We start from the raw sequence: 26,138 nt of genomic DNA, 5'->3' as shown, positions 1-26,138 counted from the left end.
AATGCCTTAGGAGAGAGCGTTTCTCCTAAGGTTCTACAATTACAAAAATAATCCGACCTATCTAATCAATATTTTATTTAATATGTCTGATTTCCTTCACCTTAATCAATATTTTATCACAATGTTTTCCTGTTTTTCATTGAGTTTATGAAGAAAGATAAGACACTTTATTTATTTTCCATATAATCTGTGTTTCGTTTTCTTTTTCTAAAAAAGTTACAACCCACCCGAAATGATGTAAACGATCAGTAAACGTCACCTTATGATTTAGTGTCCATGTTAAATCACCTAAATATCTCCAATAAAAAGATTCGTGTGGTCTGTCTACTCTTACTAATCTTTCTTTCTTTAAAACCTTATTTCCTTTTTGACGTTTTATTTCTAAATATATATCTACATAAGAGACTTCGTGTTCACATATAATGCTACATATATATCTACGATTAGGACTGCTCTTTTTCTTATAGATAAATGTATTTTTGTAATTTAATTCTTTTATCTTGTTGTATATTTCACGAAAAATTTGCTTATCCCATCCTCGCTCATCAGCAAGTTTTTCCATACCCTCTTGTAACACTTCTAATGCCATTTTCTTTTTTTCCAAGTCATCCGTAAGAGAGAAGTATTGATTATAATCCATTTCAACATAAACAGTAATAAAATCGGGTACCATTTCCATTTCAATTTCTTTCTCGCTTAATTTAGATAGATCCGGTACGCATTGAATGATAACTCCCTTTTCCCCATCTGTATGAATTTCGGGCAAAAGACGAGTATAAAGTGATGTAATACATCTTGTTTCATAATGAAAGATGGCGGACTTGCTTTGCCTATAATCGGTAAAGGGGCTTGTCTCACCAGTATCATAGTCAACTATTACAGTATGATCAAAATAGTTTATATCACTTGGAATAGAAAGTTGAATATCCCTTATAACAGTCATTTTTTCACTTCCTTTTATTAAATTTATGGGCGATAGTGAAATGGAGGTGATAATTTGTTGTTAGGCTGGATTCTATTAATGTATTCCGTATGCCTTTTTTCCCATCTCAGTGCATTATACCTACCACGTATGTTAGTTTTTACTATTCGTGAAGCATACCGATCTGTCTTGTATCGCTTATTCCACTTTCTAACTTGCCTTTCAGCGCGATATGATTTTCCCTTTTTAGAAATCCTTCCATCACTAATACCAACTTTGACTACTTTATTAGTTTTTTTATCATAAATTTCATATCCATGATGTATCGCAGGATTTCTTTTACTATTCGAATGATATTTTTTTGAAATCTTTCTATATTTCTTGTAGACCTTATAAATCTTATAAACTCTATAAGCCCCCACTCCAGCTATAATAACAATATGAGCATAATGCCCATCCAAATCCACCAACATCACCGGATTGTTGTTCGCATACGCATACCCGTTCTGCGTGAGAATATCATCTTCATCCCCTGGGTCTGGATCTAGGGATAGGAACACGCCATGTGTTGGGTGGTAGTAACGGGCGATCAGGTAATATAAACCTGTTTCTTGGTCATACTGGTATCCGGCATAACGATATGGGTTTTCCTCTGCCATATCGCCTGATTGGGAAAGAAGGTTGCCCCATGTGTCGTATTCGTAGCGGGCGACCACGTTTCCTTGCGCATCCGTTAAGGCGATGACATCGCCATGCGCGTTATAGTGGTAGAAGTATGTGACGCTGCCTTTTTTCATCGCCAAGAGCTGGCCGTTTTCTCCGTATACATACGATTGTACCACATTTCCACTCGCATCGGTTTCATACAGAACGTTGAGGCTATCGCCTTGGTAATGATAGTTCGTAATAACGCCATTCACATTCTTTTGAATACGGCGGCCGTCTTCATCGTATTTGTACGTGACAAATGGGGTACTTTCGCCTTTTCTTGTAATCGAGACGAGCTGGTCGGCTTCGTTCCATTCATACCGATACTGGCCGTCTTCTACGCGGTTGCCATTCGCATCGTAGGTAATTGTTTCATCCCCGAAACGAACCAATTGATTGGCGGCATTATAATCGGCATTGGTCGTCGTCGACTGCCCATCCTTTGTTTTCACGACTTTCGTCCGGTTGCCAAATCCGTCATACGTATACTCGATCTTCGTTCCGTCTGGCAGCTGTTCTTCCACTAGTTGATCGAGCGCGTCGTAGTGATAAACGATCGTCTCTCCCGTTGGGTACTCAATTTTTGCCCGGTTTCCATTTTCATCGTAACGGTACGTTTCCGATAAAATTTCTTTTCCATCCGCCGTACCGACCGAAACGCTTTCCACAAGGCCGCGGTCATCATACGTAAAGGTCGAACCGGCTCCGTTTCCTGTCGTGAAGGTGCGAACGTTTCCTCTCTCGTCATAGTCAAAACGGTACGTATACGTTCCATCTTGAACGACTGTATTTTGATCCAATGCATTATATTGGTAATTGATCGTTTGGCTAAAGGACCCATGAGAGAACATCAACTGCTGTAATTTATCCGATGTCGTCGGATAGGTCCACTTTTGTACCCCTCCACGGTCAGATTGTTCGATGACCCGATTTGCTTTATCAAAGGTTCTTGTCTTGGTCGTGCCGTCCTTTAAGTATTTTACAGAAAGTTCATTTCCGTTTTTATCGTAACTAAATTCGTAATACGGAACGTTGTTGTAAGAAATCGTTTTGACCCGTTCCGTTCCGTCATACGTCCATTGAATCGTGTTTCCTTTCGGCAAGACCGTTTTGATTTTATTTCCATTGGCATCATATTCATTGGTGGTCACATCATTCAGCGGACCGACGGTTTTAATAAGTTTTCCCGTCTTATCATAAGAATAACGAAATTCTTGTGACTGACCGCCACTCGTTTGAATGACTTTGGAAGTCATATTGCCATTCGCGTCATAATCATAGTTGACGGACGTTCCATTCGCCAATAGGAGCTGTTTTAAACGATTCGATGCATCATACGTGTACTCTTTTTGGTTTCCTTTCTTATCGTACTCGCTTACTAGATTTCCTACAGCATCATACTTCTTTTTCGTGACATACCCGGCTTCATCTGTTTCTTCCTCCACATAGTTGCCATTGGCGTCGTACTTGTTTTTCATCACCACGTTTCCTTCCATGAGCCGGATCGCGTCAAACCATACCGTTCCCGTATAATTGCCGCGGAAGGCAGCGGATACATCGATTTTATCGATTGGCTTGGAAGGTTGGATCGAAACCGCCGCCCGATTCCAATCTTGCGTGCCAGTAGGGAAATCCGCGGTATACGTTTCGGTCGTTCCATCCACCAAGTATACTTTGGCCGTAATCGAATAATCGCTTGGGCTCACTGTGCCATTGGCTTTGACATCTTCAGCTTTCGAAACCCCAGTAAGCGTAAGGTTAATTGGTGCATCACTCGACGTTTGTCCCACGATCACCGTCTGCTTATATTCACTCGCCGATTGTGTGGTACTCGTTCTCGATACTTTGAGGGAGTAAGACCCATCGAATGATTCCGTGCTGTCTATGCTTCCACCTGTTCCACTCCAATTCGCAACGTTTCCTTCAAAGCTGCTGTTTAACACCGGGTTATAGCTCGAAGAAACCTGCGCTTCCTCTAATTGAACATTATCAAACCACGCTTCTCCGGAAGCATCGGGAGACTTATGCTCTACCTCTAAATAGATACGTATTTTGGCTGCATTTGAAGGAGTGGTAAACGTAAATTGTCGTTCTGTCCACGGTCTTGTGCCTGTCAATTGGCTATAACGATGATCGGCCCAAGAAATCGTTTGATTTTGACTACTGATGAATTGAACATTGAAAAAGGCGTTGGCTTTCGTCAAATTCGTTTTGATCTTCCCACTTAACGTGTAGGTCGTATTGGGTTTCACGGTGATTTCTTGGGTAGCCGCCACATAGCCAAGTTCCGTGCTAGGCGAAGTCGAGTTCACCGTGATGTTTAACGTTTTTCGTCCGGTCAATCCATTATATACATTTGTATCTTCTAGTAATTGCCCCGAATCATACGAACGAAGAAGAGTCCAAGCTGTCGTTCCCTGTTCAAAGCCGTTATTAGAGAGTAAATTCGTCGCACTGCCTAATGTATCACTTTCTTCAATAATATTGCCGTATGAATCATACTTCGACACAGAAGAGGTTTTTCCTGATTGATCGGTTTCCGATACCGGATTTAAGCCATCATAGGCAATCGTGGTGGTATCGCCTTCCGTATCTTTCATGGAGACGACATCATTATTTTGGTTATACTCGTATGTTTCCGTACCATAACTATCTTTCGCCGTTAACACATTTCCGTTGGCGTCATACGTATACGATTCAGTAGGATTCGCCGCATGTTGGTCATTGGGATCTCGTGATTCTTTTAAATTATTTCCCTCATAAACATAACTTGTCGTAATGTTTAAGCCATCTAGGTCATCCACGATTTGAATAGGATTCGCTGCTTCATTAAAAGTATATCGAGTTTTGCGGCCATTCGGCTTCGTCATGATCAGTTGCCGTTTCGTTGGATCATAGCTCAAAGTATACGTGTGGTTTTCAGGATCAATGACTTGACTGAGCCTGTCGCCACTGTACACGAACTGATTGACAACCGGCTTGTCCTCCGTATGCGTCGGTTCCAATACTTTCTCTAACCGATCCTGTTCATTGTATTCATATCTCGTCACTTCTCCGCCAGTCTGGGTTACTTTGGTTAACCGATCATTGTCATACTCATACGTAATCGTCCGATTCATCGGATCGGTGATTTTCTGAATTTTTCCATTAGAATTGTACTGAATATCTAATTTTCTGCCGGAAGCATCGGTAATCGCTACTAACTTTCCATTAGAATAACTATATGTCGTCGTATTTCCATGACCATCGACCATTTTGGTTAATTTACCGTCATTTTTATTAAAATGTATTTTCGTTTGATCTTTTGTCGTCAGTATATATTCATCGGTTGTTTCGCTTAACTGAAGGTACACACCTGTTGGGGCTTTATACGTGCCATCGGATAATTTAGTGAATATATGGAGCGTGCCATCTTCATCCGTAAATCTTGCTTCATTTCCTTGAGCAACAACGTTCATTTCCGCGTCGCTATGCCATCCTTTTCCGAACAATCCAACCGATGTGGATAAACTATTGTAGGTTCTTGTGATTCCAAGCTCTGGACCTCTTCCGGAAATCGAAACATCGTCTTCGTCTATAATCAGATTGCCGGTAGCGGCATTGACGCTGCCATACGGAACATCAATGATGGACCAGTACTCTTCCTTACCCAAATATTCATTCGCCGCAGGGATTTTCACCGTCAATGCATTGCTGGAAAATACGGTTTCTCCCTTCTCGTTGTAGGCACTGAGTCGGAACCAATAACTGGTGCTTGTTGCGTATCTCGTTCCCATTTTTGCATACATTGGGGAAGGATCTTTCGGAAGTTCCAATCCTTTTCCATCATGATGTAACGTTAAGGTACTAGAGTTCCCTTGTTGGATTTCCTCCGGAGTTGGCCAAATTCCTTTGTTTTGTGTGGTCCAATGGTCAACGTCTCCTACATCAAATGCTTCATAGTAAAGTCCATTGAAAATCCACACTTTGTATCCTGTTGCGCCATCGATTTTCTCCCAGTCTAACATGACATAACCTGAGTTGCTTCCTAACTGGTTACTGTAAGCAAACCCCGAAGGCGCTGGCGGCACTGGCAAATCCGGAATACTAGGCGTATACTCATCCGAAAGAACCGTTTCGCCTTGAGAATTATAGGCACTTACTCGAATCCAATAGTTTGTAGAAGTTGCATATCTCGTCCCAGCATTTGCATAGACCGGGGAAGGGTCGACAGCCAATTCTGTGCCAAGGCTATCATTTAAATGCAACTTATATCTACCATCACTAATCTCAGTAGATGTTGGCCAATATTTTTTTCCTTTGGTTGTCCATGAAGTGACATTCCCGACATCTAACGATTCATAGTAGGAACCATTAAATATCCAAATTTTATATCCTGTCGCTCCACTCACAGGATTCCATTGAAAATCAATGTAGCCTGTCCCATTTCCATTTGTATAGCTCACCCCAGTTGGAGCAGCTGGTTTGGCTAAATTTGGAATAGTCGGCATGTAAGCCTCAGACATCGCACTTTCGCCTTGAGGGAAAATCGCACTAACTCGGAACCAGTAGTTCTTGTTGTTCGGATAGCTTCCACCTGAATTTCGATAGACAGGGGAAGGGTCCACAGAAAGCTCTGTCCCTAAATTATCTTGATGTAAATCATATCTTCCGACACTAATTTCGGAAGAAGTCGGCCAAATTTTCTTTCCTTTTGTACTCCAAGAAGTGACACTTCCTACATTAAACGCTTCATAGGATTTTCCGTTATAGATCCAAACCTTGTAACCAGTTGCACCTGGAACCGGATCCCATGATAAATTCACATATCCTGTACCATCTCCATTACTGAACACTGTTCCTGTCGGCATGTCTGGAACTGGTATCGTATACGTAACAGACAAGTAAGGTTTATAACTACTGTTCGTGGAAGAGACAACTTTTTTCCAATACGTTTGCCCATTACCATTCGTATGAAGTTTAAATCCGTAATTCGGTTTGGTCCCAGATGCCCATTCTTTCACAATATTAGTCACATTAAATTGCGCCCATTGGTCTCTTGCCACATCGACTTTGCCTATATTGGTGGAAGAAGGTTGATTATTCCATGTGAGCGTACTCGCTGACCATGGGCCGTTAACTGTATCTAGCCATAACCCGGTTGGTGTCGTTGCATAGTACGAATGAGTAACATAGACATTAAATGTGGCACTTGTCACATTCATATTCTTGACACTGGAGAGATCAGGGTTCAAAAACCCATAACAAGTCCCTGTCGTTCCATCATAATATCCTACTTTTAGCACATATTGTCCTTGCGCGGAATCCCACTTACTGGATGAAGAACTATAGTTGGTGGTCGGATATGCGCTCATCACAAATGTATCGGTCGATACATTAATGGACGTACTCGGATCAATATATACTGGATAGACTCGTTTCGGGTCTTTCAGCCACTCTGGATCGGCTTTGACCGTTAATACATATCCTTGATCATCCGGTTGAAGTTCATACGTTACATTTTCGGAACGTTGGACTTCTCCAGAGTGTTCATCAAGATTCGAGTCGACCATAAATGGCTTCGGCAGTTCAAACACCTTTTCATTTTCTTTATTTGTAAATAAAATGGAGCCATCGTCTTGAATGTCTGCATGTAAACTCGTTTTCAGACGGAATTTGAAAATATGATAGCCAGTAAAAGAATGAAGAACTAAATCTTCTTTCGTTGACTCGTTAAATGTAATATTTTGCAGGTCTATGCTTGGAAAAATGTTTTTATGGAGAATTTTGTTGTCTTTTTTCTTATAAGTGGCGGTCACATCCTTCGCCTTGATCGGTTGTACGTCATTACCTGCCGCCTCTAAAATAGAGTAAGAAATCGAATATCCATTGTAATGGAACGTGGCGTATTCTCCATTGATCATTTTTTTATAAAAGTTGGTCTCTAAAATGGTATTCTCTGTTTCAACGTAGTTCGTATTATTGGGACTATCCGTTAGGCTAGAAGATACTTCCTCAAACAGTTTTTGATTCTTTTTCTTAATATGAATAGGTTCAAAGTAGATCTTCTTGGTAAACGTGCCATCTCCATTGTAGTAAACCTTTGTATTCTCAGTCCGTTCTTCTATGATTTCCCCCGGCTTGAGGTTGATTTTAGGAGCTTCTGGCACTTTTGGTGGTAAATGATTTTCTGCCGTATTGTTGACTTTAGAATGAATGGTTTCTGCAAGTCCCTCTAGAGGAATACTTGAGAAAGCTAGCAAACAAACGATAAACCATACCAACCATTTTTTTAAACGAGTGCTTTTCATATAATCCCCCTTTTTACTTACAATTGCCAAAGAAATTGTATTTCACAAAGACGAATCAAACAATATTTTTTGATATACAAAATTCGATATTTTTCGACAAATTTTATGTTATGTGGAGTAAATAATGATACAAAAAAAGCCAACATAAGTGGCTTATTTCTCACTTTTATAGAACTATAAGCATTCGTTTTCTAGTGCATCATCAAATTACAAAGACCTTACATATAAAAGCCCCTCTAAGTGAGAAGAAACTTTTGCATTATTCTGACTCATAAAAACAAACAATCCCTGGCGTTTGGCGGAGGATTTTTTCACGCGCAATTTTTGTCCGACACGAATCAAGTTTGGATTTTTGATGCCATTTAATTTTTGAAGTTTTTCTACCGTTGTTTTATAATCTAGCGGCGATCTTGCTTAATGTATCGCACGGCTTCACGACATAAACATTTGCTTCTGCTTTTGCTTTGTGTTGTTGTCTTCGGCTGTTCCATTTGCTTATATTTGTTCGCCACATCTTGAACAAATTCGCCCATGTAACGCCATGTTCTTCAAAATATTCCAAAGGATCGGGGTGAATCGTGTTACAGAAAGTATAGCTGCAATAGAAATGTCTTAGAAGTGCGATGTTATTTTTCACGCCAAACCGTTTTTGGAATAAAAGATAAGCAAAAAACCATATATAGCGTTTATACGACTCTTGGAATTGGTCATGATCTTTCGTTTGACAAAGCTCTATATACAACATAACGAACATTTGCAGTCTTTCCAGCTCCCCATGCTTTATAATATTATTGACTGTTTGAATAATACTTGTCCAATCGACAAAGAAATGAACGAAGGCTTTTTGCAGTTATTTTTTGATGATTTAACATAATTGATCGCAGAAGCATAGACCGCCGTTGTATGAGCTACAACACCTTCATATGCGCCGATGCCTTTGCTGGCTCTTTATGTAAACAATCAATAAAGTCTTTTATAATGGTATAAGCCATTTTTTATCCTCCCCTTCCTCACTTTTTCCTTGTAAAACTTCAACGACTTGTCGGATTTGTTGTGGAACCGGCCATTCTATCCGGCCAGCATTTCGAGAATGGATAGCAACTCATTCGTTAAATAAAAAAAGATCGTCGCATCTCGGCATAAATTGTTTGTTCCGACTGCGCGATCTGCCAAACGTGCCACAGCTACCATTGCAGAAATCATAACTTTCTTCGAAATACGTTTAAATCCAGTAGCACTTCGCAATTCCCTTCGACGTATGGTGCCATCATGCCTGAACCATAATTAATAAAGACAAGCTAAGATTCCTGGCAATACTGATCGCTCGCCAAAAAAGAAGCCGTAGGCAGCTCCAAATTATGGCCGCCCCAGCTCTGTACATAAAATCGATACGCTCTGACATGCCACATCCTCTCTAAAATGTTATCGGAATGTAAGGAAACATACGAGCAATTCAAGAACGACAAAGCAGCATTAAAAAAGCTAAAATTCCCAATTCCTGCTAAATATAATAAGAAGTTCCCATGGCTCAAAAAAGTCGATAGCCTTGCATTAGCCAATGCTCCACTTCATTTAAAACAGGCATATCAACATTTTTTCTCCGGACGTGCCAGATTTCCTAAGTCCAAAAGCCGTAAGGCAAGACAGTCGTATACAACCAATGTAGTCAACGGAAATATTGCGCTTTTAGATGGCTATATCCAATTACCGAAACTCAAACTTGTTAAAATGAAACAACATCGAGAAATTCCGTCCCGTCATGTGATCAAGTCATGCACTATTTTTCAAACCAAAATCGGAAAATATTATATTTCGATTCTTACAGAATATGAACATCATCCCATGCCAACAGAAGTGCAATCTGTGATTGGTTTAGATTTTTCGATGAACCATTTATTTGTCGATAGCGTTGGCAAGAAAGCCAATTACCCTCGTTTCTATCGACAAACAGTATGACTGCGTGGTTATCGAAGGGCCTCCATATGAAGGGAATGTGGTTACCGAAAAAAATCGTCCGCTTCCCAATAGACGCGAAAAGGCTGTCTTCGCAAGAAACGAAGTCAGCCTTCCTTCGTTTGCATATAAAGCTGACGGTTCAATGATTCCTGATTTGCAGAATGTTAGGAGGTTGCGCACCTTTTCCTAAGCCGTCTCCCTGCGCCTTTTTATACTTCCTCGAAATAGTCTTTATAAAACCCGCCGATTTTCCCGGTGTTATCAATAATAAAATAAAATTCTTCTGTTTCGTTTTTCACTTCATATGTTTTCCCTGGCGTCAGCACATGGTCAACGATGTATTTTTCCGCGTTGGTATGTACACATTTCACTTTTTTTAACGTTGGGCGGTTTAACCAAGTGCGATGAATCATGTCCAACTCTCCTTTTTCTGTCTTCTTCATACTATTCCCATTTTAGCGGTATTTCGATTTGGCCGCAATATCCTTCTGCTTTTATGCGTTCCAGACATTCATCCATCATGTCGCATTCTTCGACGGCAAATACCTTTTCATGCCCATAATCCCCTTATTGTTAGGCGCAAAAACAAACGGAGCGCGATCATGGCGTTCAGTTAGCGGATTTTCTTTACATATTTTTGGTACAGTCCATATAAAATGGCCGCTTTATACGTTTCAACTTTTTTCCTTTCCACAGGATGCCGACGAATTCCCACCTCTTTCAATTGTTGGACAAGCCAGCCTTTCGAACCGAAGTAAGCCATAAAACTCCCCCTTTTTTGTCACTCGCCTTAATATATACGATGAAAACGAAAAAATAGAACTAAAAAACTCCAACAAGCTGCGGAGTTAGCCAACCATCCAAATCTTATCCCCGCTTGTTCATTTAATGGAACTTGCGTTGAGCCTGTTTTCCCCGCTAACGCTCTTTTTCGGTAAGCGCGCGTTTTTCTTTCGCTTCCTCAAGCTAATAAGAAAAACCACCCTTCCCTTTGGAAAGGTGGTTGTCATGTTTAAGAAGACGGAGCGTTTCGCTTTTTCCCTTTTAAGAAAAACGCTAAAATAAGCGCGAGAAACGCGAGCCCTGTCGCGACAAAAAACGCATCGTTAATGCCTTCTATCGCGGAACGCTGCTGCACGATGCCGTATAAAAGCTGTGCGATTGCTTCATCGCTTGGAATGGCTTGTTTTAGCTGCGCTACTATATCTAAAAAGAACGGATTGTTTTCCGTCATCTCATTGCGATAATTTTCTGCATGAAACTTCGAACGGTTCGACATCACCGTAACGAGAAACGCCGTGCCAAGCGAAGCAGCGACTTGCCGCAATGTATTTGCCATCGCCGTTCCATGGCTGTATAAATGGCGCGGCAATGCGTTGAGCCCTTCCGTCATAATCGGCATCCCTAACATCGACATGCCAAACATGCGGAAAATATATAACATCAAAATATGGCTGTATGGCGTATCTATCGTCAGCTTGCTGAACTCCCATGTGGTCACGACCGTAATGACTAGACCGACAATCGCAAGCATCCGCGCGCCGATGCGGTCAAAAATCCAGCCGGAAATCGGCGACATGATGGCCATCACAATCGCTCCAGGCAAGAGCAGCAAACCGGCGTCCAGCGGCGTAAAGCCGCGCAAGTTTTGCAAATAGACCGGAAGCAGCACCATCGCAGCAAACAGCGCCATATTGATGACACAGCCGATAATTGTAGATAATGTAAAGACGTTATATTTAAACACTCGAAAATTTAAAATTGGGTTTTCCACCGTCAACGAACGCCACGTAAATAAAACCAGGAATACGACGCCGATGATAATCGACACAATAACGTTCGTCTGCCCCCAACCATTGCTTCCCGCTTCGCTGAATCCGTATAGCACACCGCCAAAACCGATCGTCGAATAAATCGCTCCGCGCAGATCCAGTGGCGGATTGCCTGTTCTTGATGTATCCTTCAACCAAAGAAAGGCCAGCACAATATCAATAATCGCAATCGGCAATACGACGTAGAATAAAAGACGCCACGAATAGTGTTCAACGATCCATCCGGACAACGTTGGACCGACGGCTGGCGCAAACATCATGGCAATTCCGACTGTTCCCATCGCCACTCCGCGTTTTTCTGGCGGAAAAATATTTAACATAATAACCATCATTAATTGCATAATAATCCCTGCACCGATCGCCTGGATAAGGCGGCCGGTCAGCATGATGGCGAAGGAAGGGGCGACGGAACAAATAAAGGCGCCAATCGCAAAAAATGACATCCCCGAAAGAAACAATTTCTTCGTAGGAAATTTGGCAATCAAGAAAGGGCTGATCGGAATCAACACGCCGTTAATGAGCATGTATCCTGTAACAAGCCACTGAATCGTCGACGTTTCTACGTTAAAATCATTCATCATATGCGGAAGCGCGACGTTGATGAGCGTCTGATTCAAAATCGCCACAAACGCCCCAAGCATAATAGTAGCCACTACTTTATTCCGGCTGTCGCCAATGTTTGCCAAGCCTGCTTGGCGCGGAGGCACCGCTGTCGAAGCGGATTCCTCATGGCGATTTGCAACGGTTGCGTTCGAAAGTTCCGCTTTTTCCGCATCATGCGGGACGGGCGCGTTTTTTCGTCTTCTCACCATAATATTCATCACGGCGAGAACGAAAATGGAAAATATAATATAACCAGTTAAAAACGTTGACATATCCAATCACCTACTTGTGAATGCGAACAGTGACGTTCATCCCTGGTACTAGTCCCGCCCCGTTATCATCGTCAATCGAAATCGTAACCGGAATGACTTGCGTCACTTTCGTATAGTTGCCTGTATTATTGGAACTTGGCAACAAGCTAAACGTATTGGCAGTCGCATATCCAAGCTTCTCCACTTTCCCCGTAAATTTGCGGTCTGGGTAGGCATCCACATAAATGTCGACATCTTGGCCTACTTTGACATCTTCAATATCGGTTTCATCTATGTTTGCCGTGACCCATAAATCGTCTAAATCATAGCCGCGCGCCAACGTCATTCCCGCTGGGACAAACGAATTTTGAACGGCGTTTTGTTGGACAATCGTCATATGATGCGGAACGGTGATTGGAATGTTATGTTTCCCGTCTGATACTTCACCGATTTGGTCGCCGCTATTAAACGTTTTTCCAATGTTTCCCGACCAGTTTGTTAATTTTCCAGAATATGGAGAAGAAATCGAAATGGCTTGCCCGTCGATGCGAGCATTGTCTGTTTTAATATAGTTGGTCACTTCATTGACATAATAATAAGCAGCAAAACCGCCGCCGACAAGTAAAATGAGAACGATAATATTCAACGCGATTAATCTTTTTGCGTTCACTTTCTTATTCCTCCCCTAATAAAATATTTTTCATCTTTTGCTGGAGAGAAAGAAATTGCAAAATTTCTTCCGTATCAATAGTTTGTTCGATTTTTTGCAGCCGCTGCAAAAGGATGGATTCATGATTAAACGCTTCTTTAATCGTCTGTCTGCCTTTATCGGTCAAACTTAATATCACAGCACGGCGGTCTTCTTTCGACGTCTCCCGTGCCACCAACCCGGCGCTGACAAGACGGTCAACCGTACCGCTGACGTTGCTGTTGCTTAAATTTAATTTTTCCGCCAAATCGTTCAAGCGGATATTTTCTTTTTTCAATAACGTGTAGAGAATCATTAGCTGCACTTCTGTAATGCCTACCCGGGCCGCATCTTCGCGGGCGAGCCGGCACAACGCTTTTTGCATTCGAAACACCGAATACATAATTTCTCGCCCAAGCTTTTCCATGAGCCCCCCTCCTCAATTATGTTATGTATAATAGAAATAATTCCAATACGAATTATTTCTATGCGAAGTATAATTATAACATGCTTATGTTATAAATCAACTATATTGTTTCGCCTTTGATAAAAAACTGCATGAGAAAAGCCGATCTCCGCAAGAGACCGGCTTTTCCATTTTCCTTTACGCATCGCCGCGTTTGCCGTTGGTTGAATGCAGTTTCTCAACCACACTCCACCAGGTGGGTGTTCGCAGAAACGTTCCTGTCGTCCTCCAACCTAACGAGTAGGGAGGCATGACATTCCCGTTTCAATATAGAACTCCCTTTCTATTGCCATCGGTTGAAACTCATTCTTCAACGTACAACGCAGCGGTTTTTGGTGATTAATATAATACATAATCTTTTTTCTTTTTGCAAGTGGACGTCTCTTTCATTTTTTTGTAAATACCTTTAAACTGGATACACACCGTGTTTCCTTTCCGAGAATATCATACATTTGGACATGTATGCAGCAAAACGGCGGATTAGTTCATCGCGCAAGTTGTTTGGCGCGATAATGCCATCTACGACCATTTCCGACGCGAGCCGGTAAATATCGATGTCGCGGCGGTATTCTTCACGTTTTTTTTCGACGAAGGCCGCGCGCTCTTCCTCCGGCAATTCCGCAATTTTATTCGCATACACGGCGTTGACGGCTGCTTCCGGCCCCATGACAGCAATTTGCGCGTTTGGAAACGCCAAGCAGCAGTCCGGCTCAAACGCCGGTCCGGCCATCGCGTACAATCCGGCGCCGTACGCTTTGCGCACGATGATCGAAATTTTTGGCACGGTCGCTTCCGACATCGCCGAAATCATTTTCGCTCCGTGGCGGATGATACCGGCGCGTTCGACTTTTGTCCCGATCATAAAACCCGGAACGTCGGTTAAAAAGAGAAGCGGAATGTTAAACGCATCGCAAAGAGTGATAAATTTCGCCGCTTTGTCGGCGGAATCATGGAATAAGACGCCGCCTTTGATGCGCGGCTGATTGGCGATAATGCCGATCGGCTGGCCGTTTAAACGGGCCAGCCCGGTGATGATCTCCGGCGCAAACAGCTTCTTAATTTCGCAAAACGAACCTTCGTCGATCACGCGCTCGATGAGATCGTACATATTAAACGGGGTGTTTTGATTCGTTGGAATAATATCTTCAATCGTTTTTTCAAACGATTTTGGCGGCTTTGCTGCCGACACTGGCGGTTTTTCGCCGCAATGGGACGGAAAGTAGGATAGGTAGCGGCGGGCATAGTCGATCGCTTCTTCTTCCGTTTTCACCAGCACATCTCCGCATCCGGAAACGGTGCAATGCATGCGGGCGCCGCCCATTTCTTCCAGCGTCACTTTCTCGCCGATGACCATTTCCGCCATGCGCGGCGAACCTAAATACATTGACGCGTTTCCTTCAACCATGATGACAATGTCGCAAAACGCCGGAATATACGCTCCACCGGCGGCGGAAGGACCAAACAAGAGGCAAACTTGCGGCACTTTTCCCGATAATTTGACTTGATTATAAAAAATGCGGCCCGCGCCGCGCCGGCCTGGGAACATTTCGATTTGATCCGTGATGCGCGCTCCGGCCGAGTCGACTAGATAAAGAATCGGGCAGCGCAGTTTTTCCGCTGTTTCTTGAATGCGGATGATTTTTTCCACAGTCCGAGCTCCCCAAGAACCCGCTTTCACTGTAGAGTCGTTCGCCATTACGCATACCGTTTGGCCGTTGATTTTTCCGACCCCTGTCACAACCCCATCCGCAGGAAGTCCATCAGCGAGGCAGTTCGCAAAGAGCGCGTCCTCAAATTCAAGCCCGCTATCCAATAACAATTTTAAGCGGTCGCGGACAAACAGCTTTCCTTGCGCCGCGTTTTTTTCGTGATATTTTGCTGCTCCTCCACTCTCAATCTTTTTGGTTCGTTCCATCAATTGTTCCGTAAGCTTTTCGTTTTGTTTGTTCACCACATCGTTTGTTTGCATGTTTCCTTCCCCCCTATTTCCCTTTGTAGATCGGTTTTCGTTTTTCTTTAAACGCTTGCAATCCTTCAAGACGATCTTTTGTTGGAATGGTCACCTCATATGCCATTTGCTCGAGGCGCAATCCAGTCGCCAAATCGACATCGAATCCGCGGTTAACCGCAAGTTTCGCCTGCCTTACGGCGATTGGCGCGTTGGCGGCGATTTGCCCAGCAATCTCAAGCGCTTTCTCCGTTAATTGCTCGCGCGGCACCGCGTATTCGACAAGGCCGATTTGTGCCGCTTCTTTGCCAGTAATACGCTTGGCGGTGAAAATTAATTCCTTCGCTTTTCCGGTTCCAATCAAACGCGGAAGCCGCTGCGTTCCTCCTGCGCCCGGAATGATTCCAAGCGATGTTTCTGTAAGACCGAATTGCGCCGTGTCTGCGGCAATGCGAATATCACAGGCAAGGGCGAGCTCCAACCCGCCGCCAAATGCAGAGCCGTTTAATGCGGCGATGACCGGATGAGGCAGCTGCTCTATCTTGTTGATTGTCTCGCGAATGAGAGCGACCGTTTTTTGTACTTCCGTTTCGTTCATGCCAGCGCGCTCTTTTAAATCCGCTCCGGCGCAAAACGCTTTTTCTCCAGCTCCCGTTATGATGACAACGCGAACGGCCTTATTAAATGCAAGATCATCAAGAAGCTCGGACAACTTGTTCAGGAGAGCGATCGACAGCGCGTTTGCCGCTTCCGGGCGATTTAGCGTTACAAGCGCAATTCCGTTTTCAAGCAATTCGTATGAAACGAATGATGGCATCGTATTCCCCCTTTGATTACCGTGCAATCGTTTGTAAATACCGGCTAGAAAGCGGACGGCCGATTGTGTCCTGGATGAACAATGCCGCAGCCGTTAATCGTTCGACATCAATCCCTGTGGCAATGTCCATGCCGTGAAGCATATAGACTAAATCGTCAGTCGCTACATTCCCAGACGCGCCTGGCGCATACGGGCAACCTCCTAATCCGCCCAGCGAACTGTCAAATGTCGTGATTCCCATTTCCAACGAAACGAGAATATTGGCCAAAGCCGTCCCCCTTGTATCATGAAAATGCATCGCCAGCTTTTCTTTTGGAAAACACTGCAAAACGGCTTCAAGCAATTCCAGCACTTGCTTTGGTGTGGCAACGCCGATCGTGTCGCCTAATGAAAGCTCGTCAATTCCCATGGTAAACAATCGCTCGGAAACGCGGATGACTTGCTCGATCGAAACGTTTCCTTCATATGGGCAGCCAAATGCGGTCGATACGTAGCCACGGACCGTTTTTCCTGCTCGTTTTGCCGTTTTCACCACTTCTTCCAACACCGAAAACGTTTCTTCAATCGACTTATTAATATTTTTTCGGTTATGCGTTTCGCTCGCCGACATAAAAACCGCCACCTCATCCACTTCTGCCGCCAGCGCTTTCTCCAAGCCTTTTTGATTTGGAACGAGCGCGGCGTACGTCACGCCGGGCGCCCGTTCAATTCTCGTCGCCACTTCCATCGCGTCGGCAAGCTGCGGAATCCACTTTGGATGGACGAATGAAGTAATCTCAATATAAGTGAGTCCTGTTTTAGACAATCGATTAATCCAAGCAATTTTATCTTCTGTCGAAATTGCTGTTTTTTCATTTTGCAGCCCATCGCGCGGACCGACTTCCTTAATCGTAACTTGCTTTGGCCATTTGCTCATGATCATCCCCCTTCTTACTCCAGTTCGATAAGCACATCGCCCTCGTTCACAAAGTCCCCTTCCTGCACACAGATGTGCTTGACGACTCCTGAAGACTCTGCCGCAATTGGAATTTCCATTTTCATCGACTCTAAAATGACCACATCTTGACCTTCTTCCACTTTGTCTCCTACCGATACGACAATTTTCCATACACTTCCCGCCATTGATGTGACTACTTGACTCATCGTTGTCTTCCTCCATTTCTTCTATTTTATCGTTGTGATTGCAAGTGTTTTTCTATGAAATTGGTGGTTGTGTCTCCTGCTTGGAACGCAGGGTGGGAAAGCACCTCTTTTAACATTGGAATGTTTGTTTTAATTCCTTCAATTTGATAGTTTTCTAGCGCCGCAAGCATGCGCTTGATCGCTTCCTGACGGTTGTTTCCTTTCGTAATGAGCTTGGCGATCATTGGATCATAAAATGGCGTGACTGTCATGCCGCTTTGCACTGCCGTTTCATTGCGCACGCCTTCTCCTTGCGGCAGTCCGAAGACCGTGATTCTCCCTGGCGACGGCAAAAACGTTTTTGGGTCTTCCGCATAGATGCGCACTTCCATCGCATGACCGTCGCGGCGAATGTCTTCTTGTTTGTAACAAAGCGGTTCCCCCGCGGCGATACGTAATTGTTCCTCAACTAAATCGATACCAGTGATTTCTTCCGTTACTGGATGTTCGACTTGCAATCTCGTATTCATTTCGAGAAAGTAGAAATTTTTGTGCTCATCGACTAAAAATTCCATTGTTCCGGCGTTCGTATAGCCGATATGTTTGGCAGCCTTGACGGCGGCTTCTCCTATTTTTCGCCGCGTTTCCTCATCTAAAAACGGCGATGGCGCCTCTTCGACAATCTTTTGATGGCGGCGCTGAATCGAACATTCCCGTTCCCACAAATAAATGCAGTTCCCGTGTCTGTCAGCGAGAAGCTGAATCTCAATATGACGCGGATTGGCGATATATTTTTCTAAATACATCGCCCCGTCGCCAAAGAATGAAGCGGCCCGCTTTTGGTTACTTGCAAACGCTTTACGGAGCTCTTCCTCATTGTGGATGATTTGCATGCCGATGCCGCCGCCTCCCGCCGAAGCTTTCAACATAATCGGATAACCAATCCCTTCGGCTGTTTCCGCCGCTTCATCGGCATCTTTGAGAGGAAACGAAATGCCGGGAACGATTGGAACGCCAGCTTCTGCCATCGTTTTTCGCGCTTCAATTTTGCTTCCCATTTTTGCGATCACATCCGCTTTCGGCCCAACAAAAACAATGCCCTCTTCTTCGCAGCGGCGGGCAAACTCTGGATTTTCCGAGAGCAATCCATAGCCCGGATGGATGGCTTCCGCCTTCGTCATTTTCGCGACTTCGATCATTTTGTCGATATTTAAATAGCTTTCGCTAACGCGCGGCTTGCCAATAAGATACGCTTCATCCGCTAGTTGTACATGAAGCGAATCAACATCTGCTTCCGAATAGACGGCAACCGTTTGAATTCCTAGTTTTTGGCACGTGCGAATGACACGCGCTGCAATTTCCCCGCGATTGGCGATTAATATTTTTGAAAACATCATAATATTCACCCTTTGCGTCATGTTTTGCTGCCAAGCGCGTCTTCGCGGAAGAAGCGCGCCTGACAGCAACCGTTTAATTCGTTAAGCCAAGGCGTTGCTTCGCCATTTCCCGCAATTTGAATTTTTGGATTTTTCCAGAGGCTGTCATCGGATACGAGTCGGTAAATTCGATATAGCGCGGAATTTTATGGCGTGAAATTTTTCCGCGGCAAAACTCGCGAATGTCATCCGCCGTCGCCGTTTCCCCGTCTTTTAAAATAATCCACGCCATGACTTCTTCGCCGTATTTTTCATCTGGCACGCCGACGACTTGAACATCCAAAATTTTGGGATGTTTGTATAAAAACTCTTCGATTTCGCGCGGATAAATATTTTCCCCACCGCGAATAATCATGTCTTTTAGCCGTCCCGTAATCCGGCAATATCCGTTTTCATCCATCACTGCTAAATCACCGGTATGCAACCATCCGTCTTCATCAATGACTTCTTTTGTTGCTTCCGGATTTTTGTAATAGCCTTTCATCACATGGTAACCGCGTGTGCATAACTCTCCTTGCACGCCTGGCGGCACTTCTTTATTCGTACTTGGATCAACAATTTTTACTTCCACGTTTGGAAGCGCACGCCCGACTGTTTCGACGCGAAGGTAAAGCGGATCGTCCGTTCTCGTTTGCGTAATCACCGGCGATGATTCCGTTTGCCCGTACGCAATCGTAATTTCCTTCGCCCCCATTTTCTCCATGACCGCTTTCATCACTTCAATCGGGCAAGGGGAACCGGCCATAATTCCGGTTCGAAGCGATGACAAATCGTATTTTTCAAAATCAGGGTCGTTTAATTCGGCGATAAACATCGTCGGAACCCCATGCAGCGCGGTGCATTTCTCATCTTGAACCGTTTGCAGCACTTGCTTTGGATGGAATTCCTGAATCGGCACCATCGTCGCGCCGACCGAGACGCATGCTAACGTACCGAGCACACATCCGAAACAATGGAAAAATGGCACGGGAATGCAAAGCCTGTCTTCTTTCGTCAGCTTCATACATTGCGCGATGTTGTAAGCGTTGTTGACAATGTTGTAGTGGGTGAGCATGACTCCTTTTGGGAATCCTGTTGTGCCTGAGGTGTACTGCATGTTGATGACATCATGAGGGTCAAGCGAGTTCATCTGTTCGTCGAGCTGTTCTTCCGTCACGTCGTGCGCCAGCGCAAGAATATCGTTCCACGTATACGTGCCTGGATAGCGCTTGTCACCGATCACGATGACGTTTTTCAATTTTGGAAGCCGCTTTGACTGTAATTGCCCAGGCTCGCATTCACGCAACTCCGGAGCAATTTCGTAAAGGATGTCGATATAGGAGGAATCGCGGTACCGCTCCATTAGCAGAAGAGTGGTCGAATCAGATTGTTTTAATAAATATTCTAGCTCTGCCGCACGGTAATTCGTATTTACCGTAACAAGCACCGCGCCCATTTTTCCTGTGGCGAACTGACACGCAAGCCATTCCGGCACATTGGTCGCCCAAATCGCCACATGTTCTCCTTTTTCGATTCCTAGCCCTATGAATCCCCGCGCAACAAGGCGGCAATAATCGTCAAATTGTTTGTACGTCATTCTGAAACCGCGGTCTGCATACACCACCGCTTCATGATCTGGATGAAGCCTTGCTTTCTCTTCCAGCAGTTTCCCCACCGTGACCGCCAACATAAACCGTCTCCTCCCCCTTTGTCCCAATTCCTTTCTAACTATATGCGCGTTTCCCGACGTTTAGCATCCAAGTTGACGGGCAATAACGAGACGCTGAATTTCCGACGTGCCTTCCCCGATTTCCATCAGTTTGATGTCGCGTAAATGGCGCTCGACTCCATACTCTTTCATATACCCATAGCCGCCGTGAATTTGAATTGCCTGATTGCAAACGCGGAAGCCCATTTCCGAGGCGAACAGTTTCGCGAACGACGCCTCTTTTGTAAACGGTTTCCCTTGATCTTTTAGCCATGCTGCCTTATACACCATATTGCGGGCCAGCTCAATTTCCATCGCCATATCGGCAAGCTTAAACTGTATTGCTTGAAATTTCGAAATAGTCTGACCAAACTGGACGCGCTCTTTCGCGTATTGAAGCGCTTTCTCAAACGCGGCTTGCGCAATGCCAACCGCCAATGCGGCAATCGAAATGCGGCCGCCATCAAGTGTGTGCAAAAATTGTTTAAACCCTTTTTTCGGATCGCCAAGTACGTTTTCTTGTGGCACGCGGACGTTTTCAAATACTAATTCGCACGTGTTCGAGGCGCGGACGCCCATTTTATCGTAGTTCGAGCGGATTGTAAATCCTGGTGTATCTGTTGGAACGATAATCGCGGAAATAATATTTTTGCCGCGCTCATCTTTTCCCGTTACCGCCGTGACAATCACTTGTCTGGAATATTGGGCGTTAGTAATCCAGCACTTTTCGCCGTTAATGACATACTCATCACCGTCCAATACCGCTGTCGTCTGCGTTCCGCCCGCATCGGACCCGGCGTTTGGTTCAGTCAAGCCAAACGCTCCTAACGTTTCTCCTTTTGCCATCGGCACAAGCCATTTTTGCTTTTGTTCTTCCGTGCCGAAATAATAAATCGGGCTTGCCCCTAGGGACACGGCAGCAGCATAACTTAATCCAGTTCCTCCGCATGCGCGGCCGATTTCTTCTACGGCTATCGCATATGAAATCGTATCTCCGCCAGCGCCACCGTATTTTTCGGGAAACGGAATGCCTAAAAGCCCTAACGCGCCCATCTTCTTAAAAACTTCAACGGGGAAATGCGCTTCTTCATCCCATTTCGCCGCGTATGGCGCAATTTCCTTCTCGGCAAAATCACGGACCATCTCTTTAATCATCTGCTGCTCTTTTGTGAATGAGAAATTCATTCTCTCTCCCCCATTAGATTTATATTTATCTTAATTAAAACCGACTAGTCGGTTTTCGTCATTAGCAATAGAAACAGAGGTCAACTATCTCTGTTTCTATTTAGACCGACTAGTTGGTTTCTTTACAAACATATACACATTATTTTTCCTCCGAAAACGAATGAAACAAAGGCGAAAGCAAAAATCGAGAAATGGTCGGTTTTTCCTTCATTTCTTCCCTCAGCACGGCATGCAAAATAAAATCGGCAAAATATTTTGCAATTTGCTCGATCGAAAGCGGGCCTTCCGGGTTATACCATTTATACGTCCAGTTGACCATACCGATAATCGACATGCCAGTAATTTCTACGGATAGTTCAGGACGAAATTCCCCCGCTTCGATCCCCTCGCGGATGACGCGAAAAATGACTTGTTTGAATTCGTCACGTTTTCGGTTGATCTTTTCCGAGTATTCTGGCTTCAAATACGTGCTTTCCTGATAAAAAACAGTAATATGAGGCTTATATAAATGAAACACTTTAACAAACGACTGGATAATGGCATATAAGCGCTCTGTCGGAGTTGTGTAATTTTCATACGCTTCCTGTGCCTTATTCAAGACATACGTAATAAATACGTCATGAATGTGATAAAGCAGCTCGTCTTTTGACTTAAAGTTATGGTAAAAGCCGCCTTTTGATGTATCGCTTTCCGTCACAATGCGGTCAACGGTCACGCCGTGATACCCATATTTTTCAAAGAGGTGAAGAGCAGTGTCAATAATTCGGTCTTTTAGCGGTTTTTCTGCCATGAAAAATCTCCTTTGCTTTTATGTTACCATTATTTTCTGAAAAATAAAATATTTTTTGCTTAATTATAAAATACGGAATGGTTGCCGGAATTGTCAACCATCGTTTATCATCAATTATGACGAAAAAGAAAGGAACGATACGATGGCAAACATATTAGTGTTAAACGGCAGCTCAAGAGAAAACGGAAATACCGAACTGCTGACAGACATAATTTTAGAAGGTGTTTCTTGCACTCGCATCAATATAAGAGACTTTTTGATTCAGCCGATTGTTGACAAACGTCATGATCCGGCAGGATTTACGAAAGTTGATGACGATTATGACCAAATGATTGAGCTCGTTCGCCAGCATGATGTTCTTATATTTGCGACGCCCATCTATTGGTATGGAATGAGCGGACATATGAAACAATTTATCGATCGCTGGTCACAAAGCTTGCGGGATACACGATTTTCTTTTAAAGAGGAAATGAAAAAGAAAAAAGGCTTTGTCGTGATTTGCGGCGGTGACAATCCGTATATAAAAGGTCTTCCGCTCATTCAACAGTTTCAGTATATTTTCCAATTTATCGGCCTTGAATACATCGGCTATGTGATCGGAGAAGGAAATGCTCCTGGGGACGTTTTCCACGACAAACGGGCAATCGGTCAAGCGAATTACTGGAACGCTTTTTTTCGCTCGTTATAAAATTCCCTCCGCTTTATGCGGAGGGAATTTCCTCCATCTCCCAAAAGCATTCCGTCGTTTCCGCGTTTTCGTCAAAACCCAGATTTTTTCAATTCGCGTTTAGAGGCGGTATCAGCGTTGACGCATTCAGCAACGACTTTGTTCACTTTCGGGCATTGCTGCCCCCAATGTACATAAGTAATGGCCGCTTCGGTCGCATATCCTTTTCCCTCATCCCCCGGTACAATCCCATAGCCAATTTCAATGATACCGCGCCTTTGTCTCCGATTTCTCCATAATCATGGATCGCTTTTGTGAACGATAGCTCTACTTTTATTGTTCAGGATGTTGCTTCCATTGCTCCAAAAGCCACGGTAAAAATTCTACATAATCACAATTGGCCATTCTGCTGCAGCGTCATACCCAGAAGCCTTTTTCAACGTTTCCTTGCCTTCCATTGCGGCTTCTAGACGGTTCATGGAAAAATGAAAGATCTATACGTTTTGTTTCTATGGGAAACATTTTTTAGCATACCTCTCTTACTTTATTAATTGCTTCGCTGTTTTGCTGCGCAGCACATCTTTCCCCGACCTTCCTCCCTAGGAAACAAACTCGAGAATCGTCTCAATGACTTCCGTTTCCCAGCAATGTCCGTCAAATGTATGGTTGGCTCCTTCAATCAAATGGATGCCAGCGCGACTGCCATAACATTGTTGCTTATACAGATCGCTGACGCGGTGCGGCACAATATCATCTTTCGTCCCGTGAATAAGCAGCACAGGGCCGTCGTACGGCTTGGCCTTTTCAAATACGTTGATTGTTTGTAAATCTTCCAAAAACGCGCGACCGACCAAATTGCCACCATAATCAAAATAAGGAGCGGTCGCATCGATATTTTCTTGCCGAATCGTCTCTGAAATCAGTTCATACATGTTTCCCGCCGGTGCCATAAGAATTAATTTGGCGACATCGTTCGGTCTTTCGCCGGCAACGACGCTGGCAACGAGCCCGCCCATGCTCAGCCCAAGCAAGTAAATGCGCGACGGATCAATGCGCACATCTCTTTTTACAAAATCCAAGATCGCATGCGCTTCGTCGATTTCTTTCGATACGGTCATTTCTTCAAAATCGCCGTCGCTTTCCCCGCTGCCTAAAAAGTCGAAACGAAAGCTGGCGATTCCTCGTTTCTCAAGCGCGCGCGATATTTTTAAAAACAGGCGGTGCGGCTCGAGCTTCGTGCCGGTAAATCCGTGAAATAAAATAACTGCTGGTACCTTTTCACTAAGCGCTTTTTCCGGAATATGCTCCATCCCGCGCATCGTCATGCCGCGATGAGTCAATGTAATCGCATTTTGCATCTTGCTCCTCTCCTTTCTGATTTTCTCTACTGCATACATGTTCGCTATCTTTAGATGCGATTCCTCTATGGCACATAGATAAACTTCTACAATTTTATACATAATCATGGCTGTTTTTCCAAACTATAAAGATGGAGGTGGTTTCTTTTGGAACCGATGTTATGCCCAAACTGCAAAACAAATCGAACCCGTTTCCATTTCATCGAGCAACATCCAAAAGCAGTAAAACTCAACCCACAAACAGGCGAAATTGAACAAGAATATACGAACGAGACGTTAGAACCGTTCCATCTCCCGTATCGCGGCCCAAGCTACCGCGTCCAATGTGGCACATGCGGGCTCATTGAAGATGCTGAAATGTTTATTCAACGCGCAAAAGCTTCGCAAATGAGGTGATCCATATGGCAAACAAAAAGCAAACTCCATCATCATTGGTCAACCAAAAACAACTTGTTAACGATAAGGCAAAGGCGATGAGAGAAAAAGGCGACCAACATATTCGCCGCGTCACGCCAAACGGAGCGGACGGGCAATAATATATGGGAAGGAGGGCTTACTTTCCGTTTGCCAGTAAGCCCTCCCTTTTCTTAACGATATATCGTCCATGTACCGAAAGCGTAGCCTGCTTGATTTCTATATGGTGCTGGATTCCTTCTGTTGCATTTACAGAAATACATTGCGCGCTTTTTGCTTAGCGGTAGCCATTGTTCGAACCGCTCAACAATGGCCGACTTACCGGAAAGCATGAAAGAAGACGTCCTCATTTGCTAAATCAGCGCGGCAAACCCTTCTACAACAAAACCGCCTTGCACATATGGAATATAAGAATGATAATACCGAAGCAGCACGCTTTTTAGCTTGCCTGCTTCATCCAATTCTCCCCAAGCTTCTTGAAAATCGGCATCGCATCTAAATGATTCGATGTCGCCGATAATAAAAATAGATGAAACGATGGATTTTGTTGTATAAATAGTAAAATTTTGTCATAATCATATCATGTTAGACAACGAATCATCCCTCTCCCCCGCTTTCTTAATATTTTTGCTATTATACTAACTTAACCAAAAATAGGAAATCATTCAGTATTTTGTGGAAACCGGAAGATAAACAAAATGGATGGAGGAAAATCAATGAAATTTGTTGATGAACTTTATGAATATTACAAGGACCGGCTTACAGGGGACGAAGAAGATGCGGAAGTGATGACGATGTCGATTTTGGAAGAGCTCGACCGAAATGATTTGTTGCAGTTCGTTCAAGAAATGAGCAATGAAGAATTAACAGGGATGGTCGGTCTTTACATTCTCGAATGTTTGAAAGCGAAAATGGCACAGGATGGCATTGGACAAACAAAACTGAGAAATATAGCAAACATTCATTAACAACAAAATAGGATGGCGCAGTTTGCGCCA

The 26,138-nt window shown here is 44.0% G+C and carries 21 protein-coding genes, 1 other RNA gene and 2 pseudogenes; 5 read left to right on the top strand and 19 right to left on the bottom strand.

Features of this window, described 5'->3' with window-relative positions; all coding sequences use genetic code 11:
- Positions 1-145 precede the first annotated feature (145 nt).
- From MWM02_RS08600 to MWM02_RS08585, 3 genes are all read right to left on the bottom strand, one after another.
- The gene (locus tag MWM02_RS08600; protein ID WP_244403456.1) at positions 146-943 is read right to left on the bottom strand and encodes a hypothetical protein; all 798 of its coding nucleotides are present in this window, start codon (positions 941-943) and stop codon (positions 146-148) included.
- A gap of 23 nt (positions 944-966) precedes the next feature.
- Positions 967-7,182 carry a DNRLRE domain-containing protein gene (locus MWM02_RS08595; RefSeq protein WP_481861769.1) on the bottom strand — a complete coding sequence of 2,072 codons (6,216 nt, stop codon included), beginning with the start codon at positions 7,180-7,182 and terminating at the stop codon, positions 967-969.
- Between the two features lie 1,806 nt (positions 7,183-8,988).
- A complete protein-coding gene (locus tag MWM02_RS08585; RefSeq protein ID WP_232509567.1) occupies positions 8,989-9,123 on the bottom strand; it encodes a phage holin family protein in 135 nt (44 codons plus the stop codon).
- Positions 9,124-9,327: 204 nt separating this feature from the next.
- On the opposite strand from MWM02_RS08585, the pseudogene MWM02_RS08580 reads away from it, so the two are divergent.
- Positions 9,328-9,873: pseudogene (locus MWM02_RS08580) on the top strand (RNA-guided endonuclease InsQ/TnpB family protein); the annotation flags it as partial.
- 212 nt (positions 9,874-10,085) lie between these two features.
- On the opposite strand, the gene MWM02_RS08575 reads toward MWM02_RS08580, so the two are convergent.
- The 14 genes from MWM02_RS08575 to MWM02_RS08510 all read right to left on the bottom strand — a co-directional run bounded on the left by MWM02_RS08575 (position 10,086) and on the right by MWM02_RS08510 (position 22,701).
- The gene (locus MWM02_RS08575) at positions 10,086-10,289 is read right to left on the bottom strand and encodes a DUF6501 family protein (protein ID WP_064551793.1); all 204 of its coding nucleotides are present in this window, start codon (positions 10,287-10,289) and stop codon (positions 10,086-10,088) included.
- Positions 10,290-10,489: 200 nt separating this feature from the next.
- On the bottom strand, positions 10,490-10,639 hold the full coding sequence (locus MWM02_RS08570; protein ID WP_081260297.1) for a DUF2639 domain-containing protein: 150 nt from the start codon (positions 10,637-10,639) through the stop codon (positions 10,490-10,492).
- A 249-nt stretch (positions 10,640-10,888) separates the two neighbouring features.
- Positions 10,889-12,583 (bottom strand): DHA2 family efflux MFS transporter permease subunit, encoded by a 1,695-nt coding sequence (locus MWM02_RS08565; protein ID WP_244403454.1) that lies wholly within the window; start codon positions 12,581-12,583, stop codon positions 10,889-10,891.
- Positions 12,584-12,593: 10 nt separating this feature from the next.
- A complete protein-coding gene (locus MWM02_RS08560; protein ID WP_064551791.1) occupies positions 12,594-13,232 on the bottom strand; it encodes an HlyD family secretion protein in 639 nt (212 codons plus the stop codon).
- 4 nt (positions 13,233-13,236) lie between these two features.
- Complete coding sequence (locus tag MWM02_RS08555; RefSeq protein ID WP_064551790.1) at positions 13,237-13,677, bottom strand: MarR family winged helix-turn-helix transcriptional regulator; 441 nt, start codon at positions 13,675-13,677, stop codon at positions 13,237-13,239.
- Positions 13,678-13,857: 180 nt separating this feature from the next.
- Positions 13,858-14,048: non-coding RNA, 6S RNA (gene ssrS / locus MWM02_RS08550), on the bottom strand.
- Between the two features lie 74 nt (positions 14,049-14,122).
- The gene (locus tag MWM02_RS08545; protein ID WP_244403453.1) at positions 14,123-15,685 is read right to left on the bottom strand and encodes an acyl-CoA carboxylase subunit beta; all 1,563 of its coding nucleotides are present in this window, start codon (positions 15,683-15,685) and stop codon (positions 14,123-14,125) included.
- Positions 15,686-15,698: 13 nt separating this feature from the next.
- Entirely contained in the window at positions 15,699-16,481 is a 783-nt protein-coding gene (locus MWM02_RS08540) for an enoyl-CoA hydratase (protein WP_244403452.1), read from the bottom strand.
- 16 nt (positions 16,482-16,497) lie between these two features.
- Positions 16,498-17,397 carry a hydroxymethylglutaryl-CoA lyase gene (locus MWM02_RS08535; RefSeq protein ID WP_244403451.1) on the bottom strand — a complete coding sequence of 300 codons (900 nt, stop codon included), beginning with the start codon at positions 17,395-17,397 and terminating at the stop codon, positions 16,498-16,500.
- A gap of 14 nt (positions 17,398-17,411) precedes the next feature.
- Positions 17,412-17,624 carry an acetyl-CoA carboxylase biotin carboxyl carrier protein subunit gene (locus tag MWM02_RS08530; protein WP_064551786.1) on the bottom strand — a complete coding sequence of 71 codons (213 nt, stop codon included), beginning with the start codon at positions 17,622-17,624 and terminating at the stop codon, positions 17,412-17,414.
- Positions 17,625-17,650: 26 nt separating this feature from the next.
- A complete protein-coding gene (gene accC / locus MWM02_RS08525; protein ID WP_064551965.1) occupies positions 17,651-18,997 on the bottom strand; it encodes an acetyl-CoA carboxylase biotin carboxylase subunit in 1,347 nt (448 codons plus the stop codon).
- A 76-nt stretch (positions 18,998-19,073) separates the two neighbouring features.
- Complete coding sequence (locus MWM02_RS08520) at positions 19,074-20,708, bottom strand: AMP-binding protein (protein WP_244403450.1); 1,635 nt, start codon at positions 20,706-20,708, stop codon at positions 19,074-19,076.
- Between the two features lie 60 nt (positions 20,709-20,768).
- Positions 20,769-21,911 carry an acyl-CoA dehydrogenase gene (locus MWM02_RS08515; protein WP_064551784.1) on the bottom strand — a complete coding sequence of 381 codons (1,143 nt, stop codon included), beginning with the start codon at positions 21,909-21,911 and terminating at the stop codon, positions 20,769-20,771.
- Positions 21,912-22,050: 139 nt separating this feature from the next.
- Positions 22,051-22,701, bottom strand: coding sequence for a TetR/AcrR family transcriptional regulator (locus tag MWM02_RS08510; RefSeq protein WP_064551783.1), 651 nt, complete (start codon positions 22,699-22,701; stop codon positions 22,051-22,053).
- Positions 22,702-22,843: 142 nt separating this feature from the next.
- Here MWM02_RS08510 and MWM02_RS08505 point away from each other — a divergent pair, with 142 nt between their 5' ends.
- The gene (locus MWM02_RS08505; RefSeq protein WP_244403449.1) at positions 22,844-23,389 is read left to right on the top strand and encodes a flavodoxin family protein; all 546 of its coding nucleotides are present in this window, start codon (positions 22,844-22,846) and stop codon (positions 23,387-23,389) included.
- A 71-nt stretch (positions 23,390-23,460) separates the two neighbouring features.
- Here the strand turns inward: MWM02_RS08505 and MWM02_RS19600 are convergent.
- Together MWM02_RS19600 and MWM02_RS08500 are read right to left on the bottom strand one after the other, a co-directional pair.
- Positions 23,461-23,640, bottom strand: a pseudogene (locus MWM02_RS19600) (GNAT family N-acetyltransferase); the annotation flags it as partial.
- Positions 23,641-23,967: 327 nt separating this feature from the next.
- Complete coding sequence (locus MWM02_RS08500; protein WP_064551781.1) at positions 23,968-24,726, bottom strand: alpha/beta hydrolase; 759 nt, start codon at positions 24,724-24,726, stop codon at positions 23,968-23,970.
- A gap of 147 nt (positions 24,727-24,873) precedes the next feature.
- On the opposite strand from MWM02_RS08500, the gene MWM02_RS08495 reads away from it, so the two are divergent.
- The 3 genes from MWM02_RS08495 (at position 24,874) to MWM02_RS08490 (ending at position 26,108) form a co-directional block, all read left to right on the top strand.
- Entirely contained in the window at positions 24,874-25,122 is a 249-nt protein-coding gene (locus MWM02_RS08495) for a hypothetical protein (RefSeq protein ID WP_064551780.1), read from the top strand.
- A 5-nt stretch (positions 25,123-25,127) separates the two neighbouring features.
- Positions 25,128-25,262: a hypothetical protein gene (locus tag MWM02_RS19380; protein ID WP_256462211.1), complete on the top strand. Its 135-nt coding sequence runs from the start codon at positions 25,128-25,130 to the stop codon at positions 25,260-25,262.
- A gap of 594 nt (positions 25,263-25,856) precedes the next feature.
- On the top strand, positions 25,857-26,108 hold the full coding sequence (locus MWM02_RS08490; RefSeq protein WP_064551779.1) for a DUF6154 family protein: 252 nt from the start codon (positions 25,857-25,859) through the stop codon (positions 26,106-26,108).
- Positions 26,109-26,138 lie beyond the last annotated feature (30 nt).

It is taken from the genome of Parageobacillus sp. KH3-4 (genome assembly GCF_022846435.1).
Taxonomy (GTDB): Bacteria; Bacillota; Bacilli; order Bacillales; family Anoxybacillaceae; genus Parageobacillus; species Parageobacillus thermoglucosidasius_A.
The sequence above is the reverse complement of the archived record's forward strand: the minus strand, read 5'-3'. Positions and strand labels throughout refer to the sequence as shown.

What these genes read in the sequence shown, in the direction of transcription:
- MWM02_RS08600 (WP_244403456.1), bottom strand. Translation starts at nt 943, where the DNA reads ATGACTGTTATAAGGGATATTCAACTTTCTATTCCAAGTGATATAAAC.
- MWM02_RS08595 (WP_481861769.1), bottom strand. Translation starts at nt 7,182, where the DNA reads ATGGTCGACTCGAATCTTGATGAACACTCTGGAGAAGTCCAACGTTCC.
- MWM02_RS08585 (WP_232509567.1), bottom strand. Translation starts at nt 9,123, where the DNA reads ATGATTTCTGCAATGGTAGCTGTGGCACGTTTGGCAGATCGCGCAGTC.
- MWM02_RS08575 (WP_064551793.1), bottom strand. Translation starts at nt 10,289, where the DNA reads ATGATTCATCGCACTTGGTTAAACCGCCCAACGTTAAAAAAAGTGAAA.
- MWM02_RS08570 (WP_081260297.1), bottom strand. Translation starts at nt 10,639, where the DNA reads ATGGCTTACTTCGGTTCGAAAGGCTGGCTTGTCCAACAATTGAAAGAG.
- MWM02_RS08565 (WP_244403454.1), bottom strand. Translation starts at nt 12,583, where the DNA reads ATGTCAACGTTTTTAACTGGTTATATTATATTTTCCATTTTCGTTCTC.
- MWM02_RS08555 (WP_064551790.1), bottom strand. Translation starts at nt 13,677, where the DNA reads ATGGAAAAGCTTGGGCGAGAAATTATGTATTCGGTGTTTCGAATGCAA.
- MWM02_RS08545 (WP_244403453.1), bottom strand. Translation starts at nt 15,685, where the DNA reads ATGCAAACAAACGATGTGGTGAACAAACAAAACGAAAAGCTTACGGAA.
- MWM02_RS08540 (WP_244403452.1), bottom strand. Translation starts at nt 16,481, where the DNA reads ATGCCATCATTCGTTTCATACGAATTGCTTGAAAACGGAATTGCGCTT.
- MWM02_RS08535 (WP_244403451.1), bottom strand. Translation starts at nt 17,397, where the DNA reads ATGAGCAAATGGCCAAAGCAAGTTACGATTAAGGAAGTCGGTCCGCGC.
- MWM02_RS08530 (WP_064551786.1), bottom strand. Translation starts at nt 17,624, where the DNA reads ATGAGTCAAGTAGTCACATCAATGGCGGGAAGTGTATGGAAAATTGTC.
- accC (WP_064551965.1), bottom strand. Translation starts at nt 18,997, where the DNA reads ATGTTTTCAAAAATATTAATCGCCAATCGCGGGGAAATTGCAGCGCGT.
- MWM02_RS08520 (WP_244403450.1), bottom strand. Translation starts at nt 20,708, where the DNA reads ATGTTGGCGGTCACGGTGGGGAAACTGCTGGAAGAGAAAGCAAGGCTT.
- MWM02_RS08515 (WP_064551784.1), bottom strand. Translation starts at nt 21,911, where the DNA reads ATGAATTTCTCATTCACAAAAGAGCAGCAGATGATTAAAGAGATGGTC.
- MWM02_RS08510 (WP_064551783.1), bottom strand. Translation starts at nt 22,701, where the DNA reads ATGGCAGAAAAACCGCTAAAAGACCGAATTATTGACACTGCTCTTCAC.
- MWM02_RS08505 (WP_244403449.1), top strand. Translation starts at nt 22,844, where the DNA reads ATGGCAAACATATTAGTGTTAAACGGCAGCTCAAGAGAAAACGGAAAT.
- MWM02_RS08500 (WP_064551781.1), bottom strand. Translation starts at nt 24,726, where the DNA reads ATGCAAAATGCGATTACATTGACTCATCGCGGCATGACGATGCGCGGG.
- MWM02_RS19380 (WP_256462211.1), top strand. Translation starts at nt 25,128, where the DNA reads ATGGCAAACAAAAAGCAAACTCCATCATCATTGGTCAACCAAAAACAA.
- MWM02_RS08490 (WP_064551779.1), top strand. Translation starts at nt 25,857, where the DNA reads ATGAAATTTGTTGATGAACTTTATGAATATTACAAGGACCGGCTTACA.